Below are 19,669 nucleotides of genomic sequence, written 5' to 3' on the forward strand. Positions count from 1 at the left end.
GCCCTCGGTCACGACGACTTCGTGATCGCTGCCCGAACTCCCTCACCGAGATCGCTGCCGTCGTCGCCGACCGAGCCGTCGACCAGCGACAACGCGAGTACCTCGCGCGCGATCAGATCCCGATGAGCGTCCAGCCACGCCCGTCGATGTTCGGGTACCTCGATGACGATGTCGATACGGTCGGACACATCGAGTCCGTGGCTACGACGCGCATCCTGCAGCTCACGGATGCGGTCCTTGGCCCACCCCTCGGCCTCCAGCTCTTCGGTGACCGCCGAATCGAGCACCACGAGTCCTGCGTTCCCGGGCAGCGGTGCCGTCGATTCCGGCTCCGCGGCAACGAGTCTGCGGGTGTACTCCTCGGGCAGCAACGCGATGCCTGCGGCGCTCACGACATCGGCTTCGTCCTCGGACCAGTCACCGGCCTTGACTGCCTTGATGACCTTCTGGACATCCTTGCCGATTCGCGGCCCGGCAGCGCGTGCGTTCACGACGAGCTCGAATTTGCCGTGCACGGCAACGTCTTCGGTCAGATCCACCTTCTTGACGTTGACCTCGTCGGCGATGATGTCGAGGAACGGACGCAGCCGCTCGGCGTCGGCGGCCGCGACGGTCACCTCGGGCAGCGGCAGCCGCACGCGCAGATTCTGTGCCTTACGCAGACCGAGCACCGTGGAGCACACGGTACGAACCTCGTCCATGCTGTCGACCAGCTCCGGGTCGGACGGCAACTCGTCGGCCGTCGGCCAATCCGTCAGGTGCACCGATCGGCCACCGGTCAACCCGCGCCAGACCACCTCACTGATCAACGGCAACAACGGAGCGGCGATGCGGGTGAGCACTTCGAGCACCGTGTGCAGGGTGTCGATCGCGTCGGCGTCCTCGCCCCAGAAGCGTGAACGTGACCGTCGCACATACCAATTGGTCAGTGCGTCACAGAACGTACGCAGTTCGTCGCACGCCCCGGCGATGTCGTTCCCTTCGAGCGCGTCGGTGATCGCATCCCGCGTGGCGGACAGTTTGGCCAGCACGTATCGATCGAGCACATGCGGAGAATCGGTCCGCCACTGCCCCGGCGTCGACGCGTAGAGCTGCAGAAAGCTCCACGCGTTCCAGATCGGCAACAGCGCCTGCCGTACTCCCTCGCGGATGCCCTGCTCGGTGACGATCAGGTTGCCACCGCGCAGGATCGGCGACGACATCAGGAACCACCGCATGGCATCCGAGCCGTCGCGGTCGAAGACCTCCTTGACGTCCGGGTAGTTCCCCTTCGACTTACTCATCTTCAGACCGTCGTCACCGAGCACGATGCCATGGGCAGCAACGGTTTTGAAGGCAGGCCGGTCGAACAAAGCAGTCGCGAGCACGTGCAGGGTGTAGAACCAGCCGCGCGTCTGACCGTTGTATTCGACGATGAAGTCGCCCGGGTTGTGCGTCTGGAACCACTCCTCGTTCTCGAACGGGAAGTGCACCTGCGCATACGGCATCGAGCCCGATTCGAACCAGCAGTCCAACACCTCGGGAACGCGACGCATGGTCGACTTGCCGGTCGGGTCGTCCGGGTTGGGACGCGTCAGGTCGTCGATGTACGGCCGATGCAGATCGGTGGGACGCACTCCGAAGTCACGCTCTAGTTCGTCCAGGCTGCCGTACACGTCGAGACGAGGGTAGGCGGGGTCGTCGGACGTCCAGGCCGGGATCGGGCTGCCCCAGTACCGGTTTCGGCTGATGTTCCAGTCGCGGGCACCTTCGAGCCACTTGCCGAACTGACCGTCCTTGATGTGCTCGGGCACCCAGGTGATCTCCTGGTTGAGCTCGACCATCCGATCGCGGAACTTGGTGACCGCGACGAACCACGACGGAACCGCCATGTAGATCAGCGGCTGACCACTACGCCAACTGTGCGGGTACGAGTGCTCGATGGTCTCGTGCCGCAGCAAGCGGCCCGAGGCCTTGAGATCCTTGATGATCACCGGATTGGCGTCGAACACCATCAGGCCCTCGTAGGGCGGCACCAACGACGTGAATTTGCCGCCCGCATCGAGCGGTTGCACGACCTCGATCCCGTTCGCGGTGGCGACGTCCATGTCCTCCTCACCGAATGCCGGTGCGAGATGAACGATTCCGGTGCCGGAGTCGGTGGTGACGTAATCGGCCTCCAGAACGCGATGCGCATTCTCGTGGCCGAGGAAGAAGTCGTAGGGCGGTGCGTAGGCGAGGCCGACCAACTCCGCGCCGGTGTGCTCCGAGAGCACCTCCGGCTCCTCCCCCAGTTCCTTCGCATAGTGCGCGAGTCGGGCAGAGGCGAGCACGTAACGCTCACCGTCGGCACCGCGGACCTGAACGTAGTGCACCTCCGGATGCACCGCGATCGCGAGGTTCGACGGCAGAGTCCACGGAGTGGTGGTCCAGATCAGTGCGTTCGCGCCGTCCAGGGGTGTGCCCGGTGCCGTCAGGGGCATGGTGACGGTGACCGCGGGATCCTGACGCATCTTGTAGGCGTCGTCGAGCCGGGTCTCCTGGTTGGACAGCGGCGTCTGCTCGTACCAGCTGTACGGCAGCACTCGGTAGCCCTGGTAGATCAGGCCCTTGTCGTGGAGCGTCTTGAACGCCCACATGACGGACTCCATGAATTCGACGTCGAGGGTCTTGTAGTCGTTGTCGAAGTCGACCCACCGCGCCTGCCGAGTGACGTAATCCCGCCACTCGTCGGTGTACTGCAACACCGATTTCTTGCAGTAGGCGTTGAACTTCGCCAGGCCCATCTCGTCGATCTCGGACTTGTCCTTGATGCCGAGTTGCTTCTCCGCTTCCAATTCGGCGGGAAGGCCGTGACAGTCCCACCCGAAACGACGCTCGACCTTCTTGCCGCGCATGGTCTGGAACCGGGGCACGAGATCCTTGACGTACCCGGTGAGCAGATGGCCGTAGTGCGGCAAGCCGTTGGCGAACGGGGGTCCGTCGTAGAAAACGAATTCCTCGGCATCGGCGCGGTTGTCGATGCTGGCGCGGAACGTGCCGTCCTCGGCCCATTCGTGCAGCACGATGCGCTCGAGATCGGGAAACGGAACGCTTCCCGATCGACCTTCGGCCAGATCCACCAGCGGGTACGACGCGTTCTCGGGGCGTGCGCTCGAATCTGTCATATCTGTCTCCTCCGTGCCGGACGCGTACAGGACGCGACATCGATTGGCACGGGGACGACATTCGGCGATGGGGACGCCGAGTACCGCGGTACCACCCCGCTTGCTCGGACCGATGGAACCCGTCGGACCGAGCCTCTCCACACGAGCTGTGACGGGCTCACCCGTTCGGTTCTACTGAACAGCCCATTTCGGTCGTTGCAGACCGAATCGTCACTGTCGTTCTTCCGAAGGCTCCCCGGTGATGGCCGGATCGATGCCTGATTGTTCTTTCGTCTGACAACCGTCGAACTGATGCACTACCGCCTGGTGTACTGCTGCCTGATGCACTACCGCGTAGATGCTACCTGTCGATCTCGGGCGGTGGCCGTCGCCCGAGCAGGGCCCCGACCAGGAGCAGCACCGCCCCGACTATGCAGATCACGATGCAGGCCCAGGCCCAGACGACCGATCCGGTCATCAGGGCCAACACCAGGAACCCGAACCCGACAGCCGCCGCGCCGAGAGTCAGAATCAGCACAGGATTCCTCGCTCACCACTCGACGCTACAACCGAGCCCGACGCTGCCCCGAGAGGCAGCGTCGGAGAACGATCGCGTCAGTTGTTGCCCTTGGCGTACGACTGGCTGTAGCCGGACGTCTGGTTGTCCTGGTTGAAGTTGTCCTGGCCGTTGTCCACCGGCAGCGCCGAGGAACGGTTCTCGAGCTCTTCGAGCTGCGATTCGAGGTACGACTTGAGGCGCACCCGGTATTCGCGCTCGAACGTCTTGAGCTGCTCGATGCGACCTTCCAGCACGGACCGCTGCTGGTTGATCGTCGCCATGATCTCGGTGTGCTTGCGCTCGGCGTCGGCCTGCAATGCGTCGGCCTTCTCCTTGGCCTGGCGAAGCTGGGTCTCGGAGCGAGTCTGTGCATCGGTGAGCAGCGACTCGGACTTCTGCCGTGCTTCGGACATCATCGACTCCGAGCGAGCGCGGGCATCCGACACCAGCCGTTCGGCGTTGGTGCGCGCATTGCCGAGCAGCTGCTCGGACTCGGTCTTCGCATCGCCGGTGAGGCGATCCGCCATCTCCTGCGCGAGACCGAGAATCTTCGCGGCCTGCATGTTGGAGTCGCCGCTCTGCTGCGGTGCTGCGGCCACGGGAGCGACCGGCGCGGGCTGCTGAACCACTGGTGGCGGCTTGGGGGGATCGACCGGCCGCTGCGGCTCGGCTTTCGGTGCGGCGACCGGAGCCGACTGTGGGCTCTGGCGCGCAGAGTTCTTGGCGTCCGCAAGCTCCTGGTCGAGCTCACCGACGCGCTGGCGCAGGTCGGCGTTCTCTTCGATCAGTCGGGACAACTCTTGCTCGACGAGGTCGAGAAATGCGTCGACCTCGTCTTCGTTGTAACCGCGCTTACCGATGGGCGGCTTGCTGAACGCAACGTTGTGCACATCAGCTGGAGTCAGCGGCATGGAAGGATCCCTTCACGCGTCTTGGGGCGGTAGAGCAAGCATTCAGTTATATGCCATTCCGCGCGAGTGCAGAACAATCAAACTGTAACTGGCGTCCATTCTGTCACACGGGACACGCAGCTTGCGCTGGGTCCCGAGTTCTAACATTCCATCTTCGGCCTCAGGCCGCGAGGCTGCTGGTCACATTCCACAGAATGAACACAACGAACAGCAAGACCATGATCGACAGGTCCAGTCGCACACCACCGAGGTTGAGCGGCGGAATTATCCTGCGCAGGAACTTCACGGGCGGGTCGGTGACCGTGAAGATCGCCTCCAGAAGGATGACGACCAGCCCGGTCGGTTGCCAATCTCTCGCGAAAGTCCTGATGAACTCGACGATGATTCGACCGATGAGAAGGAGCCAAAAAAGAAACAATACGATGTTGATCACCGTGAACACGATCACGGCTATACTCTGCCTGACTTCGCCGGGCTGAGCAAAGTGCGCTGGTCACAGCTCCGACTTGCCGCCCCAAGGGGAGAAACGATCACTGCTGGCTGTAGAAGCCGGTTTCCGCGATTCGCCTGCGCTCCTGCGGGGATACATCGACATCGGCCGGCGAAAGCAGGAACACCTTCGTGGCCACCTTGTCGAACGATCCACGGAGCGCGAAGGCCAATCCGGCAGCGAAGTCGACGAGTCGCTTGGCGTCGGCGTTGCTCATTTCGACGAGATCCATGATGACCGGAGTGCCGTCACGGAAACGCTCACCGATGGTGCGCGCCTCGCTGTAGTCCCTCGGGCGCAGGGTGGTGATCTTCGAGAGTGGGCCGCCGTCGTCGACGATCGGGCTGCGTCGGGTCTCGGCCCGCACGTCCATGCGGGTGTCCATCGCCAGCGCGCCACGAGTGGCAGCGCCTCGGGTCGACGGTCCTGCTGTGCCGCGTGCGCGTCCACCGATCGGAGCGAGCGTCGCAGCGGGGCGAGGAGCCTCGTAATCGTCGTAGTCGTCGTCGGCCTGCGCGTGCCGCGAGCCACCGAACGACGGCTTGACGAAGTCACGATCGTCGATGTCGTCGTAACCGTCACGGCCACCACGGGGACTGCGGCGGGTGTCCGGATCGTCGAGGTAGTCGTCCTCGTAGTCCGCGAGCGGAACCATGCCGAAGTACGCCTTGAACTTGTGCAGGGTGCTCATCGTTCTGCCTTCCGTGGCCGTGTCTACTGTCCATCTCCAGGTTCGCAAGTGTCTGTTGTGACTGATGTGATCCGTGGACTGTTATTGGGAGGCTATCGGCCGCGCACCGAGTATTGCGGTACCGACACGCACGCACGTCGATCCGTGTCGCACAGCAGCTTCCAGGTCCCCCGTCATGCCGGCCGACAACTCGCGGGCATCGGGATGATCACGCAGAAGTCGCTGATGCAGCACCTCGAGATCACCGAACGCAGCGTCCGCATCGGCGTCCAACGGAGGTACGGCCATGAGTCCGGCCAGACGCAAGCCGGGTGCGGTCGACACCGCGTCGGCCAACTCGTACAGGTCCCCGCGTTCGACGCCGCCGCGGTGGACATCGCCGTCGAGACTGACCTGAACGAGGACGTCGAGCGGCGTCGTCCGAGCGCCGTCGTCGAGTGCTGTCTCGGTGGCCTTGGACAGCGCGGTGACCAATCGAGCACTGTCCACCGAGTGAATGGAGTGCGCCCACGCAGCGATGGACTTCGCCTTGTTTCGCTGGAGATGCCCGATCATGTGCCACCGCGGCGGATCACCGCGGAACTCTTCGGCGGTCTCGGCCACCTTGGGCGACGCATCCTGCTCTCTGGACTCGCCGAACTCACGGCAGCCCAGCTCGTACAGGATCCGAACGTCGGACGCGGGGAAGAACTTCGTCACCGGCAGCAGAGTCACGGTCGAGTCTTCACGACCTGCGTCCGCACATGCTCGCGCCAGTCGTTCGCGTACCGACGCCAACGCGGCGGCGATCTCGGCAGCTCGGTCGGTGGACTCGCTCACGACATCCTCTCCTGGCCGGAGTCGGGAACCTCGTCTGCGGATGCGGAATCCATCCACACGACGCTCGCGATACGGCCGGTCGAACCTTCCCGGCGATGGCTGAACAGGGTGCGATCCTCGATGGTGCACCGGGGATCCTGAGCCACTCCGTGCAGTCCTGCGGCGATCAGCTGCGCGCGCACACCTGCCGGAATATCGAGACCGGGGGTGTTCCGAACCGTCGTCGTCGCGCTTCCGGGAAGGTGCTTGTCGACGTCGGCACGCATGTGTGCGGGTACCTCGTACTGACGCCCACTGGCCGCCGGGCCGAGGAAGGCCCCGATCCTCTCCGGGACCGCGCCCAGCTCGACCATCGACGCAAGTACCCGAGGAATGATGCCGATGCGGGCACCGACGCGGCCGGCGTGTACCGCGGCGATCACGCCCGCCTCTTCGTCGGACAGCAATACCGGGACACAGTCGGCGGTCAACACCACGAGCGCGAGATTGCGCTGCGTCGTCACCAACGCATCGGTCATGGGAACGGGCTCGGACACCGGCCCGTCCACCACCGTGACGGTGCGGCCGTGGACCTGTTCCATGAACACCATACGTTCGATGCCCATACCCAACCGGTCACCGAGGCGCCGACGGTTGGCCTCGACAGCAGCCGGGTCGTCGCCTACGTGGTCACCGAGATTGAAGGTGTCGAACGGCGGGGCCGACACGCCGCCTGCTCGCGTCGTCGACACCCGCCTGACCCGAAAGGAGTCACTCACCGCCGCATGAAGGACGGCACGTCGACCTCGTCTTCGCCGTCGTCCTCGGCGACGGGAACGCGGCGTCCGGATCCGACCGACTCACGGCCCTGACCGCCGGAATCCCGGCCGTGACCGGCTGCGGACTCGCGGCTGGACGATTCGCGGTTCGACGAACTGGACGAGTTCAGCGGGGGCAGGCTCGATCCGCTGGGTGCGCCGACCGGGTCGCGGAACACAGCGCCTTCGGTGCTGTCGTTGGAGCGTGAGGAGACCTCACCCGAGCGTGCCGATCCGATCGGGCCGCGGGTGGATGCCGCTGCCTCGACCGGACGACGCGTGGGCGTTCCTCCGTCGAACCCGGCGGCGATGACGGTGACACGAACCTCGTCGCCGAGAGAGTCGTCGATGACGGTTCCGAAGATGATGTTGGCGTCGATGTGCGCAGCTTCCTGGACCAGCGAGGCGGCCTCGTTGATCTCGAACAGGCCGAGATCCGAGCCACCCGCGATGGAGAGCAGCACTCCGCGGGCACCTTCCATGGACGCTTCCAGCAGCGGCGAGTTGATCGCGGATTCCGCGGCCTTGATCGCGCGGCCTTCACCGCGGGAGGAACCGATGCCCATCAGCGCACTGCCTGCGCCGGACATGACGCCCTTGACGTCGGCGAAGTCGACGTTGATCAGCCCGGGGGTGGTGATCAGATCGGTGATGCCCTGCACACCGTTGAGCAAGACCTCGTCGGCACTGCGGAACGCATCCATGAGGCTGACGGCCGCGTCGCCGAGCTGAAGCAGACGATCGTTGGGAATGACGATGAGCGTGTCGCAGGATTCACGCAGCTGCTGGATACCGGTGTCGGCCTGGCCACCACGGCGCTTGCCCTCGAAGGAGAACGGACGCGTCACGACGCCGACGGTCAGCGCGCCGAGCTTGCGCGCGATGTTGGCGACGACGGGAGCGCCACCGGTGCCGGTTCCGCCGCCCTCACCTGCGGTGACGAAGACCATGTCGGCACCCTTGAGGACCTCTTCGATCTCGTCCTTGTGGTCGTCCGCTGCGCGGCGACCCACCTCGGGGTCGGCCCCGGCACCGAGTCCGCGAGTCAGCTCACGGCCGACGTCGAGCTTGACGTCGGCGTCACTCATCAGCAAGGCCTGAGCGTCGGTGTTGACGGCGATGAACTCGACTCCCTTGAGTCCCTGTTCGATCATCCGGTTGACCGCGTTCACGCCGCCGCCGCCGATGCCGACGACCTTGATTACGGCGAGGTAGTTGTGCGGGGGCGTCATGGGCTCTCGCCTTCCGTGGATTGTTGCTCGAAAAATGTGGAAAACCCTCAACCTAAACCACAGGCTTAGAGCTATGTCAAGTACTCGACTGATCGGAACGCTATTCACCGACGGCCACGATCGCCATTAGGCGCGCCGATGCCGCGCCGAAAATATGAGCCTTTCGGGCCCGTTGCTATTTCGTGGTCGGAAGATCGGGACTGGACACGTCGAAAATCTGACCCGGTTGCGACAGCAACGCGATCGCCACCGCCCCCTTGCGCTCGGAGTTGTCCTTGTTCCCCCACACGACGGTCCGCCCGTCCAACAGGAGGATCGAGATGTCGGACAGCGTGCTCGCGCGCACTTCGCCGACCTGACCTCGGATCAGCGGCGGCAGCGAATCGAGCACAGTCAGTGCATCTTTCGTCACCGGATCGCCGAAGACAGGATTGTCGGTCACCAGTCGGACCACCCCGGGCGGAGGCGGTGCGACGGCGAAGTCCACGCCCGTTGCATCGAGCAAGTGAGCGCCGTCGGGGGAATCGACGAACGCCACCGGGACACGTTCTTCGACGGTGACCTGCACGGTGGACGGGTATTTCCGTTGCACCCGAACCGATGCCAGCTCCGGTATCGACGCAACACGCTGGGCCGCGGCCGCGGCGTCGACACGGACCAGCGGCAGGCCGGTCGGCACCTCGAGTCGGTCGAGGATCTCCTGTTCGGACACCGACGAGGCTCCCACGACCGAGATCGTCCGAACCGACAGCAGCGGCGTGAAGTAGACCAGTACTGCCGACCCGACGATCACTGCGACAACCGCCACGACGGCAAGCACCGCGCGACGGCGTGACCGTTTCACGCGAGCGCGCTCTTCTTCCCTGGCCTGCGCGCGAGCTTGCCTGTCTGTGACCGACGACGTCGAATCACCCTGCCCGGCAACGGGTTCCGATCTGGAAGCGCGGTCTCGATCGGACCGACGAGTCACGTCGACGGCCGATCCTTCGGTACCGCGCGGCCGGTCGTGGCACCGAAATCGGTTTTGGAACGAAGGGCGTCGAGAATGGGACCGCCGAGCATGGTCACGTCGCCCGCACCCATCGTGATCACCACGTCGCCGGGACGGCTGAGATTGGCCACCTGCTTGGCGACCAACGACAGATCCGGTTGGTAGTTCACCGGTTTGGTCACCGACGCTGCGACCAAGGCCCCGGTCACACCGGGCAGGGGTTCCTCGCGAGCGCCGTAGACGTCGAGCACCACGATCTCGTCGGCCAACGACAGTGCGGTACCGAATTCCTCGGCGAACGTCGCAGTACGTGAGTACAGATGCGGTTGGAACACCACCACGACCCGCCCCCGCTCGCCCGGAAGTGCTTGACCCGCGACCAACGCCTGCGCAGCGGTCAGCACGGCCCGCACCTCGGTGGGGTGATGGGCGTAGTCGTCGAACACTCGTACTCCGTGCTCGCGTCCGGTGAACTGGAACCGCCGGTGCACTCCCCCGAATCCGGTCAGCCCGGCCAGCAACTCCTCGACCCCCGCGCCCACCTGGCGGGCAGCCACGAACGCCGCCAGGGCGTTGAGGGCGGTGTGCCGTCCCGGTACTCCCAGCCGAACCGTGCGGGCAGAGTCCTCACCGGCGATCTGCAACTGCGCGACGCCGCCGATGTCCTCGGGCTCCCAGGCCAACAGGCGAACGGCCATCTCGACCGGTCCGGCGTCGACGTCGGACGACCCGTAGCCGAGCACCGTCACTCCGGGGAGATTCTTCTCGACCACGCGGCGGGCCAGAGCTGCCGAACCCGGATCGTCCATGCATGCCACCAGCACACCGCCCGGGTGCAGCAGCGCGGCGAAATCGTCGAACACCTTCACGTAGGCCTCGGTCGTACCGAAGAAATCGAGATGATCGGCCTCGATGTTCGTCACGATGATCACGTTCGCGGAGTACTGCAACAGCGAACCGTCACTCTCGTCCGCCTCGGCGACGAAGACGTCGCCACTGCCGTGATGCGCGTTGGTGCCGGCCTCGTTGAGCTCACCGCCGACGGCGAACGACGGGTCGAACCCACAGTGCTGCAGTGCGACGACCAACATCGATGTGGTCGACGTCTTGCCGTGCGTGCCCGACACCAGCAGGGTGCGGTACCCCTCCATCAACGACGCGAGGACGGCGGGCCGCAACACCACCGGAATCCCGCGATCGCGAGCCTCGACGAGTTCGGGGTTGGTCTTGGGTATGGCCGCGTGGGTCGTCACGACCACGGTGGGGCCGCCGTCGATCATGTCCAGCGCGCTTGCATCGTGCCCGATTCGCACCAGCGCACCGCGGGCTCGCAGCGCCAACACCCCGCGCGATTCCTTGGCATCCGATCCGGACACCTGACCACCGCGCGCCAGCAGAATGCGTGCGATCCCGGACATCCCGGCACCGCCGATTCCCACCATGTGCACCCGTTCGAGCACTGCCGGCAACTCCGACATCGCCGCACCCTCAGTTGTCACGCGGACGTCTCCCTCGTTCTGTGGCATTCTCGTCGCCGCCCGGTTCAGCGCCGCGCCGCGTGCGCGGTATCGAGCACGATCTGCGCAACGGCAGCCGCAGCACCCTTGTGACCGGCTCCTGCCGCAGCACGGGACATCGCGGCGATGCGCTCGGTGTCGGCCACCAAAGCGACGACCGTGTCGGTCACGTACTGCGCGCTCAGCGTCGCGTCGGCTACCAGGATGCCACCTCCGGCGTCGACGACGGGACGGGCATTGAGCTCCTGCTCACCGTTGCCGTGCGGTAGAGGCACGTACACGGCAGGAAGCCCGGTCGCGGAGACTTCGGCGACCGTCATGGCACCGGACCGGCAGATCGCGAGGTCGGCCGCCGCGTAGGCCAGGTCCATCCGGTCGATGTAGGGCACTGCGACGTACGGAGCATCCGGATTGCTCTGCTCCGCGTCCAGTGTGTTCTTGGGACCGTGTGCGTGCAGAACCGAGATGCCGGCGGCGGCAAGGGCGGCCGAGGCACCGGACACTGCGTCGTTGAGTGAACGCGCGCCCTGTGAACCGCCGAACACCAGCAGCACCGGCCCGTGTTCGGGCAGACCGAAATGAGCGCGAGCCTGCGACCGCATCGCTGCGCGATCGAGACCGGTGATGGTGGGCCGCACCGGAATTCCGATCACTTCTGCATCCTCGGACCCCGGTGCAGAGATACCAGATCCGGCGACGGCGGCAAGGACTCGTTCGGCGCTGCGTGCACCGACCTTGTTCGCGATGCCGGCGCGGGCATTGGCCTCGTGAATGATCACCGGAATACGGCCGCCGCGACCGAGAAGACGACCGCGGGCAGCGAGATACGCAGGAAGCGCGACGTAGCCGCCGAAGCCGACCAGTACATCGGCCTCGACCGCAGCGAAGATCTCCCGGGTTCGACGCACCGACCGTGCGACCCGAACCGGTAACTTCACCAGGTCGAGAGTGGGCTTGCGCGGCAGCGGCACGGGCGGTATCAGTTCCAGCGCGTAGCCGCGGGCGGGTACCAGTGTCGTTTCGAGCCCCCGGCTGCTGCCGAGGGCCGTGACGGTGACGGTGGGGTCGAGCTCGCGTAGGGCGTCGGCCACGGCGAGCGCGGGCTCGATGTGTCCGGCGGTTCCGCCTCCGGCCACCACCACGGATATCGGCCTCGATGTCTGCTTCACCGTCGATATCCTCGCTCACCCGAGCGGACCGGCGGACGACCGGGTTGCGGTTCCGGACGCGGCCGATACGGCGACCGAGGTCCGGCGGCGTACCCGCTGCCGGTGTCTCGGCGTTGGGGCTCGGCACGGCGGGCGTGGCCACGGGGTGCGTTCCTGACCGACCCGTTGGGGCCGGCCGTGTCCACCCGTGAACTCGACACCCGGGTACGTCCGGGCTCGGGTGACCGTGCCCCGCGGCCGTCCTTGTTCTTGCGGGACTCGAGACGTGTGCGATCCTGCGCCGCCAACGTGGGACGGGTCGATTTGGAGCGTGCCATCGCGGCCCGCTTCGGTGAGAAGACAGCAGGCAGCGGCAATCTCAGAGCTCGGGCGATACGACCCTCTTGCCCGGCGTGCAGTGCGGCGATGGCTTCCGGTTCGTGTCGGGCCGCACTGGCGATGATCCCGAACATCAACAGCGTGATGGCCGTGGACGTACCGCCGTAGGACACCAGCGGAAGCTGCAGACCGGTCACCGGCAGCAGCCCGACCACATAGCCGATGTTGATCATGGCCTGACCGAACACCCAGCACGTTGCGCCTGCAGTCAACAGACGCAGGAACGGATCGACCGACCGCATCGCGATGCGTAGGCCGGTGTAGACGAAGAGACCGAACAATCCGATGACGGCAAGGCAGCCGATCATGCCGAGCTCCTCGCCGATGATCGCGAAGATGAAGTCGTTGTGCGCGTTGGGGAGGTAGCTCCATTTCGCGCGACTCTGTCCCAATCCGCGACCGAAGAGTCCGCCGTCGGCCAAGGAGTACTTGGCCTGGGTGGACTGATACGACAGACCCTGGGTGTCCTCCCCCGGGTTGAGCCAGGCCTTGACGCGGTTCGAGCGGTAGCCGGCGGTGAACGCGAGCACGGTCGCCAGAGCCAAACCGGTCACCAGGACTGCTCCGAACAGCCGGGCGTTGAGGCCGGCGAACCACAGCAGTGCGACGAGAATGATGCCCAGGGCGATCGCGGTACTGAGGTTGGGCTGGAGCACGACGAGCAGACACATGAGCAGGCCCGCAGGCAGCAACGGCACCAGCAGTGACTTGATGTTGCCGTGCTCGCTGCGACGGGAGGCCAGCAGGTGCGCTCCCCACAGAACCAACGCGACCTTCGCCAGCTCGGACGGCTGGAACGAGACGACACCGAAGTCGAACCAACGCCGTGCGCCCTGACGCTCGGCACCGATACCGGGGATCAACACCAGCATCAACATCGTGATCGAGACCAGGAAGAGCGGGAACGACAATTTGCGCAGGTATCGCACCGGCAGTCGAAGCGCCGCATAGAACGCGACCACACCCAATGCGACACCGATCAGCTGTTGCGTGAACAGCGCGTAGCCGGACTCGTCGGCTGCGAACGATTCGGCCGACGACGCGGACAGCACCATCACCAGTCCGAGCACGGTGAGCAGCACCGCGATCGTGACGATGAGGTGGAACGACGCCAGCGGCCGACCGAACCACAGTCCGATTCGGGTGCGCGGCGTGGTGGTGCGACGAGGTGGACGCGCCGGTCGAGCTGCGGTGGTCACGATCGCGGCGATCCGAGGGCGGCGATGTCGAGGCGCTCGACGGACTCGGCGAAGCTTCGGCCGCGGTGACCGTAATCGACGAACATGTCCAACGACGCAGCCGCGGGGGCCAGCAGGACGGTATCGCCGGAGGCGGCGAACCCCGCAGCGTGGTCGACGGCCGCTCGCATCACCGCATCTGCATCTTCAGCCTCATGAGTCACACCAGCATCGTCTCCCGAAGGGAGCCTGACGACCGGAACATCGGGGGCGTGTCGCGCCAAAGCCTCTGCGATCTGCATCCCATCGCGGCCCAACACCACCGCAGCCACGAGCCGATCGGCGATTTCGACGACCAGATCGTCGATCACCGCACCCTTCAACAACCCGCCCGCGATCCACACGACCCGATCGTGCGCGAGGATCGACGAGCGCGCGGCATGCGGATTCGTCGCCTTGGAATCGTCGACGAACGTCACCCCAGCGAGTTCACGCACCACTGCGGCCCGATGCGGTCCCACCCGGTACGTCCGCAAACCGTTTCGGACGGCCTCGGCGTCGACACCGATCGATCGCGCCAACGCAGCCGCGGCCAACGCGTCGAGCACACCGGACGGGCCACTCGGTTCCACCTCGTCGGCCCGGAGCAACTCGACGTTGTCCCCGAACGCACGGTCGACGAGCATTCCCGCCCGCACTCCCAACTCGCCCGCGGCGGGTTCGTCCAGCCGGAAACCGACGACCGTCTCAGCAGGTGCCCCCGCCCGCAGACCGGCCGCCACCGCATCGTCGAGTCCCACGACCCCGACGTCCCCGCTCAACGCGCGCGCCTTGGCCTGGACGTACCCGTCCATGCCCCCGTGCCAATCCAAATGATCCTCGGCAATGTTGAGCACCACCCCCGCCGCGGGACGAACCGACGGTGCCCAGAACAACTGGAAGGACGACAGCTCGACCGCGAGGACACGGGGATGCGGGGTACCGCGCAACGCGTCGGCGATGGGGAGGCCGATGTTTCCGCAGGCGACGGAGTCGATTCCGGCAGCGACGAGGATCGACGCGAGCATCGAGGTGGTGGTCGTCTTACCGTTCGTGCCGGTGACCACCAGCCAGCGAGCTCGCGGGCCGTACACCTCGGCGCGGTCGAGATGCCACGAGAACTCCACGTCGCCCCACACCGGGACGCCGTGGTCGGCGGCCGCAGCCAGCACCGGAGAGTCCGGCCGGAACCCGGGACTGGTGACGACGAGCGCAAAGGCCGCGATCGCGTTCGAATCGGCGAGCAGATCGTCCTGAACCACTACGGCAGCACCGAGCGCCGACGCCTCGTCGAGCGCAGCTCGGTTCGAGTCGGTGACGGTCACGAGTGCGCCGAGGTCCAGCAGTGGGCGTACGACGGCCAGCCCGGAGATGCGCGCACCGGTGACCAGCACGGAACTACCGCGCAACCAGGACAGATCGGTCGAGGCTTCGGTCATCGCCTAACCGCCCACAGCCGCGAGGTATTCGCTGTAGAACAGTGCCAAGCCGACGGCCGAGGCAATCGCGGCGAGCAACCAGAACCTGATGATGACCGTCGTCTCGGCCCAACCGGCCAACTCGAAGTGGTGATGGAACGGGGCCATTCGGAACACGCGTCGCCGACTCGACCGGAACACTGCAACCTGGATGACGACCGACGCTGCTTCGGCGACGAACAACGCGCCGATGACCACCATGATCAGTTCGGTCTTGGTGACCACGGACAGTCCTGCGATCAGGCCGCCCAGAGCGAGGGATCCGGTATCGCCCATGAAGATCTTGGCGGGCGCGGCGTTCCACCACAGGAAACCGATGCAGGCACCGGCCGCCGACGCGCACACCAGCGCCAGGTCGAGAGGGTCGCGTACGTCGTAGCAACCCGGCGCAGGACCGGCAGGCCCTGCACACGCCTGCCGGTACTGCCAGAAGGTGATGACGGTGTACGCCCCGAGGACCAATGTCATGGACCCGGCCGCCAGGCCGTCGAGGCCGTCGGTGAGATTGACCGAGTTGGACCACGCGATCACCAGCAGACAGACGAAGAACACGAAGACAGCAGCCGACATCGACCACGTTGCGATGTCGCGCACATACGACAGTTGAGTGCTGCCCGGAGTCAATCCGTCGTCGCTGCGAAACTGCAGGACCAGGATGGCGAACAGCACCGCCGCGGTGATCTGGCCGACGTACTTGCCGGTGGCGTTCAGACCGAGGTTCCGCTGCTTACGAATCTTGATGAAGTCGTCGAGAAAGCCGACGAGGCCGAGCACGGTGGTCAGGCCGAGTACGAGTAGAGCCGAGGCCGACGGCCCCTCGGCGTCGTATCCGATGCCGATCAGGTGCGAGCCCCAGTAGCCGGCCCAGATCCCGACCAGGATCGCCACGCCGCCCATGGTGGGAGTACCGCGCTTGGACTGATGGCTCGCCGGGCCCTCGACCCGGATCTCCTGGCCGAAGCCCTGTTTCGAGAAGGTCTTGATGAGCACCGGAGTCAGCAGAATTGCGACTGCAAGTGCGATCCCTCCGGCGAACAGGATCTGTCTCACTGCTCGCCCTCCGACGGTTCGGCCAACAGGGCGTCGGCCGACGGTTCGGCCAACAGGGCGTCGGCAACGGTCCACATCGCGCCCGACTGCGAGGCCTTCACCAGAACGATGTCGCCGGCGCGAACCTCGTCCTCGAGCACGGCGATGGCGGTCTCGCGGTCGGGTACGAGCATCGATTCCTCGCCCCAGGACCCTTCCATGACGGCACCCTGATGCAGCGCACGCGTGGGCCGACCCGAATCGACGATGATCAACCGATCGACGTCCAGGCGGACGGCGAGCCGACCGATCGCATCGTGCTCCACCACCGATTCGCCGCCTAGCTCGCCCATCTCCCCCAGCACCGCCCAACTGCGCCGCTTCGGCCCGTCATCACGCCGCGACATCGACACCAGCGCCTTGAGGGCGGCCCGCATCGAATCGGGATTCGCGTTGTACGAGTCGTTGATGACGGTGACGCCGTCCGCGCGGGTGCGTACATCCATCCGGCGGATCGAGGTGGGTACCGCGGTCGAGAGCGCTTCGGCAACCTGGGCCACGCCGGCCCCGCACTCGAGCGCGACGGCCGCGGCAGCCAGGGCGTTGCCCACCTGATGTTCACCGTGCACCGCCAGGGTGATGTGCGCTGTGCCTGCCGCACACACGAGGGTGAACGACGCTCGCGCATCGGTGTCGACCACGACGTCGACGGCCCGGACGTCGGCGTCCGCGTTGAGTCCGACGGTGACGACGGCCGCCTTCGTGCGTGTCGCCATCTCGGCGACCAGACGATCGTCGATGTTGAGGATCGCCACGCCGCCGTCCGCGGCAGCGGGCAGTGCCTCGACCAATTCGCCCTTGGCCAACGCGATGGCGGCACGTGAACCGAACTCGCCGAGGTGCGCGGTTCCGACGTTGAGGACCACCCCGATCCGCGGCGGCGCAAGCCTGGCGAGCTCGGCGATGTGGCCGATTCCCCGGGCGGACAGCTCGAGGGCGAGGAAGTCGGTATCGGCGTCGGCCCGCAGAGCAGTCCATGGATGCCCGAGTTCGTTGTTGAACGATCCGGGTGGGGCCACCACGGATCCGAGCGGACGCAGCACCGCCGAGATGAGATCCTTCGTCGACGTCTTGCCCGACGACCCCGTCACGCCCACCACGGTCAGGTCGTGGCGCGCGGTCAGTTCGAGCACCGATTCCCGGGCCAACGCACCGAGCGCGGTCAGCACCGCAGCGCCGGCCCCCTCCGGGTCGTGTTCGAGTGCCATCGCACGGCTCGAGTGCGGTGCCGGCCGAACGACGACAGCCGGGACGCCTACCGGACGCGCCGCGAGAACGACAGCAGCGCCTGCGGCCACGGCGTCGGCCGCGTGCTCGTGGCCGTCCACCTTGGCACCGGGCAGGGCGAGAAAGACACTGCCGGGTGTGACCTTGCGTGAGTCGAACTCCACCGGCCCGGCGACCAGCACCGTCGGGTCCGCCACGTCGTGCAGTTCGCCGCCGACGATCTCGGCGATGCGAGCGATCGAGAGCGGTATCACCGTGCGCCTGCGCTCGTGGTGACCAGTCGTGCGTCGATGGCCGATGCGAGTACCACTCGGTCGTCGAACGGATACTTCACCCCCGCCACCTCCTGGCCCGTCTCGTGTCCTTTACCTGCGATCAACACAACGTCCCCCTCACGTGCCCACGCCACGGCTTGTTCTATCGCCGCTGCGCGGCCTTCGACATTTCGTACTTCGCCACGAGCGTCGTCGGGCACCGACAGTGCACCGTCTTCGACGGCATGCCGTATCGCTGCCGGATCCTCACTGCGCGGATTGTCGTCGGTCACCACGAGCAGATCGGCACCGCGCGCTCCGGCCGCGCCCATCAGAGGGCGCTTGGCGGTGTCTCGATCCCCGCCGGCACCCAACACGACGGCGATACGTCCACGGGACGACTCTCGCAGAGTCGCCAGCACCGCTTCGACCGCAGCGGGCTTGTGGGCGTAGTCGACCACCGCGAGGAAGTCCTGGCCGCGATCGATTCGTTGCACTCGACCGGGCACGTCGACGGTCGCGATTCCGGGCGCCGCCGTCGCGGCATCCACGCCTGCCGCTTCGCAGGTCGCGAGCGCGAGCACGGCGTTGGCGACGTTGTAGCGACCCGGCAGACGCACCGACACCGGCAACGACGTTCCGTTCGGATCGGCAACGGTGAACGACTGCGTTCCGTCGTCGTGCTTGGCCCACTCGGAGACGGTCCACTGCGAGTCGGCACCGGTGGACACCGTGACGACCGTGGATCCTGCCGACCGGGCGATATCGGCCATCCGCACGCCCCAGGCATCGTCGACGCACACGACCGCTGTGTCTGCCCGTACCGGCGAATCGACCCCGAACAGCCGGCTCTTGGCCAGAAAGTAGTCCTCGAGCGAGTCGTGGAAGTCGAGATGATCCTGGGACAGGTTGGTGAACGCGCCGACCGCGAAGTCGGTGCCGTCGACTCGGCCGAGGGACAACGCATGGGAGGACACTTCCATCACCACGGTGTCGACTCCGGCCTCGACCATGACGGCGAAGAGCGCGTGCAACTGCGGAGCCTCGGGGGTGGTGAGAGCGCTCGGTACGTGCCGGCCCACTACGCGGGTCTCGATCGTGCCGATCAGTCCGCAGCGGCGGCCTGCGGTTGTCAGGCCGGCCTCCACGAGGTACGCGGTCGTCGTCTTGCCCGACGTGCCGGTGATTCCGACGACCGTCATCTTCGACGACGGATTGCCGTACACGAGGGCGGACACGGTTCCGAGCACCTGGCGTGGTCGGTCGTGCACGAGGACAGGAACCTGGCGATCGGCGGTGGCGAGGACGCGGCGGACGATGTCGGCACCGGATGGGTCGGTGAAGACCGCCGCTGCACCCCGCTCGATCGCGTCGGCGGTGAACTCGGCTCCGTGCCGAGCGGATCCGGGTAGCGCGGCGAAGAGATCGCCGGGACGAACGGACTGCGCTCGCAGATCGATTCCGGTGACCTGCACTCCGTCGAGGTGTCCCCACTCGATCGTTGCACCGACAGCGGACGCCACGTCGGATACGTCGGTGTGCGGCGGATTCGCCGGCCGAGACCCCGGAGCGGGTTGTGAATCCGATGACACAGTCACTCCTGCTCCCTTCCTCTGTACTGCCACCGCACACTGCGTCAGCTCGAACACGCTGCGGTGGCTGATCGACGAACACGCCTCGAGCCGATGTGTCAGATTACCGGCGACCGCGATCGGCATGCTGCCG

16 protein-coding genes are annotated in these 19,669 nt (G+C 66.1%); all 16 read right to left on the reverse strand.

Annotated elements, in window-relative coordinates:
- Positions 1-8: 8 nt before the first annotated feature.
- Positions 9-3,146: an isoleucine--tRNA ligase gene (gene ileS / locus AB0P23_RS00625; RefSeq protein WP_363796571.1), complete on the reverse strand. Its 3,138-nt coding sequence runs from the start codon at positions 3,144-3,146 to the stop codon at positions 9-11.
- A 340-nt stretch (positions 3,147-3,486) separates the two neighbouring features.
- A complete protein-coding gene (locus AB0P23_RS00630) occupies positions 3,487-3,663 on the reverse strand; it encodes a hypothetical protein (RefSeq protein WP_027497336.1) in 177 nt (58 codons plus the stop codon).
- Positions 3,664-3,740: 77 nt separating this feature from the next.
- Positions 3,741-4,595: a DivIVA domain-containing protein gene (locus AB0P23_RS00635; protein ID WP_027497337.1), complete on the reverse strand. Its 855-nt coding sequence runs from the start codon at positions 4,593-4,595 to the stop codon at positions 3,741-3,743.
- 160 nt (positions 4,596-4,755) lie between these two features.
- Complete coding sequence (locus AB0P23_RS00640) at positions 4,756-5,043, reverse strand: YggT family protein (RefSeq protein ID WP_027497338.1); 288 nt, start codon at positions 5,041-5,043, stop codon at positions 4,756-4,758.
- A gap of 82 nt (positions 5,044-5,125) precedes the next feature.
- Positions 5,126-5,776: a cell division protein SepF gene (locus AB0P23_RS00645; RefSeq protein WP_027497339.1), complete on the reverse strand. Its 651-nt coding sequence runs from the start codon at positions 5,774-5,776 to the stop codon at positions 5,126-5,128.
- An 81-nt stretch (positions 5,777-5,857) separates the two neighbouring features.
- Positions 5,858-6,595, reverse strand: coding sequence for a YggS family pyridoxal phosphate-dependent enzyme (locus tag AB0P23_RS00650; RefSeq protein ID WP_032374347.1), 738 nt, complete (start codon positions 6,593-6,595; stop codon positions 5,858-5,860).
- Positions 6,592-7,353 carry a peptidoglycan editing factor PgeF gene (gene pgeF, locus AB0P23_RS00655; protein ID WP_045841251.1) on the reverse strand — a complete coding sequence of 254 codons (762 nt, stop codon included), beginning with the start codon at positions 7,351-7,353 and terminating at the stop codon, positions 6,592-6,594. Before pgeF ends, AB0P23_RS00650 begins: the two co-directional genes overlap by 4 nt.
- Positions 7,350-8,624, reverse strand: coding sequence for a cell division protein FtsZ (gene ftsZ / locus AB0P23_RS00660; RefSeq protein ID WP_032374348.1), 1,275 nt, complete (start codon positions 8,622-8,624; stop codon positions 7,350-7,352). Before ftsZ ends, pgeF begins: the two co-directional genes overlap by 4 nt.
- Positions 8,625-8,799: 175 nt before the next feature.
- Positions 8,800-9,468 carry an FtsQ-type POTRA domain-containing protein gene (locus tag AB0P23_RS00665; protein ID WP_230595323.1) on the reverse strand — a complete coding sequence of 223 codons (669 nt, stop codon included), beginning with the start codon at positions 9,466-9,468 and terminating at the stop codon, positions 8,800-8,802.
- A gap of 122 nt (positions 9,469-9,590) precedes the next feature.
- Positions 9,591-11,093 (reverse strand): UDP-N-acetylmuramate--L-alanine ligase, encoded by a 1,503-nt coding sequence (gene murC / locus AB0P23_RS00670; protein ID WP_363796737.1) that lies wholly within the window; start codon positions 11,091-11,093, stop codon positions 9,591-9,593.
- Positions 11,094-11,158: 65 nt separating this feature from the next.
- On the reverse strand, positions 11,159-12,301 hold the full coding sequence (gene murG / locus AB0P23_RS00675; protein WP_218829783.1) for an undecaprenyldiphospho-muramoylpentapeptide beta-N-acetylglucosaminyltransferase: 1,143 nt from the start codon (positions 12,299-12,301) through the stop codon (positions 11,159-11,161).
- Positions 12,298-13,878 (reverse strand): putative lipid II flippase FtsW, encoded by a 1,581-nt coding sequence (gene ftsW / locus AB0P23_RS00680; RefSeq protein ID WP_204847477.1) that lies wholly within the window; start codon positions 13,876-13,878, stop codon positions 12,298-12,300. Before ftsW ends, murG begins: the two co-directional genes overlap by 4 nt.
- Positions 13,875-15,335 carry a UDP-N-acetylmuramoyl-L-alanine--D-glutamate ligase gene (gene murD, locus AB0P23_RS00685; RefSeq protein ID WP_032399979.1) on the reverse strand — a complete coding sequence of 487 codons (1,461 nt, stop codon included), beginning with the start codon at positions 15,333-15,335 and terminating at the stop codon, positions 13,875-13,877. Before murD ends, ftsW begins: the two co-directional genes overlap by 4 nt.
- Before the next feature lie 3 nt (positions 15,336-15,338).
- Positions 15,339-16,424 (reverse strand): phospho-N-acetylmuramoyl-pentapeptide-transferase, encoded by a 1,086-nt coding sequence (gene mraY / locus AB0P23_RS00690; RefSeq protein ID WP_032374350.1) that lies wholly within the window; start codon positions 16,422-16,424, stop codon positions 15,339-15,341.
- Positions 16,421-17,944, reverse strand: coding sequence for a UDP-N-acetylmuramoyl-tripeptide--D-alanyl-D-alanine ligase (murF, locus tag AB0P23_RS00695; RefSeq protein ID WP_032387832.1), 1,524 nt, complete (start codon positions 17,942-17,944; stop codon positions 16,421-16,423). The genes mraY and murF overlap by 4 nt, the downstream gene beginning before the upstream one ends.
- Positions 17,941-19,542: a UDP-N-acetylmuramoyl-L-alanyl-D-glutamate--2,6-diaminopimelate ligase gene (locus AB0P23_RS00700; protein WP_027497348.1), complete on the reverse strand. Its 1,602-nt coding sequence runs from the start codon at positions 19,540-19,542 to the stop codon at positions 17,941-17,943. The genes murF and AB0P23_RS00700 overlap by 4 nt, the downstream gene beginning before the upstream one ends.
- Between the last annotated feature and the right edge of the window lie 127 nt (positions 19,543-19,669).

The organism is Rhodococcus sp. NPDC077669, from assembly GCF_040686915.1.
GTDB classification, from domain to species: Bacteria; Actinomycetota; Actinomycetes; order Mycobacteriales; family Mycobacteriaceae; genus Rhodococcoides; species Rhodococcoides fascians.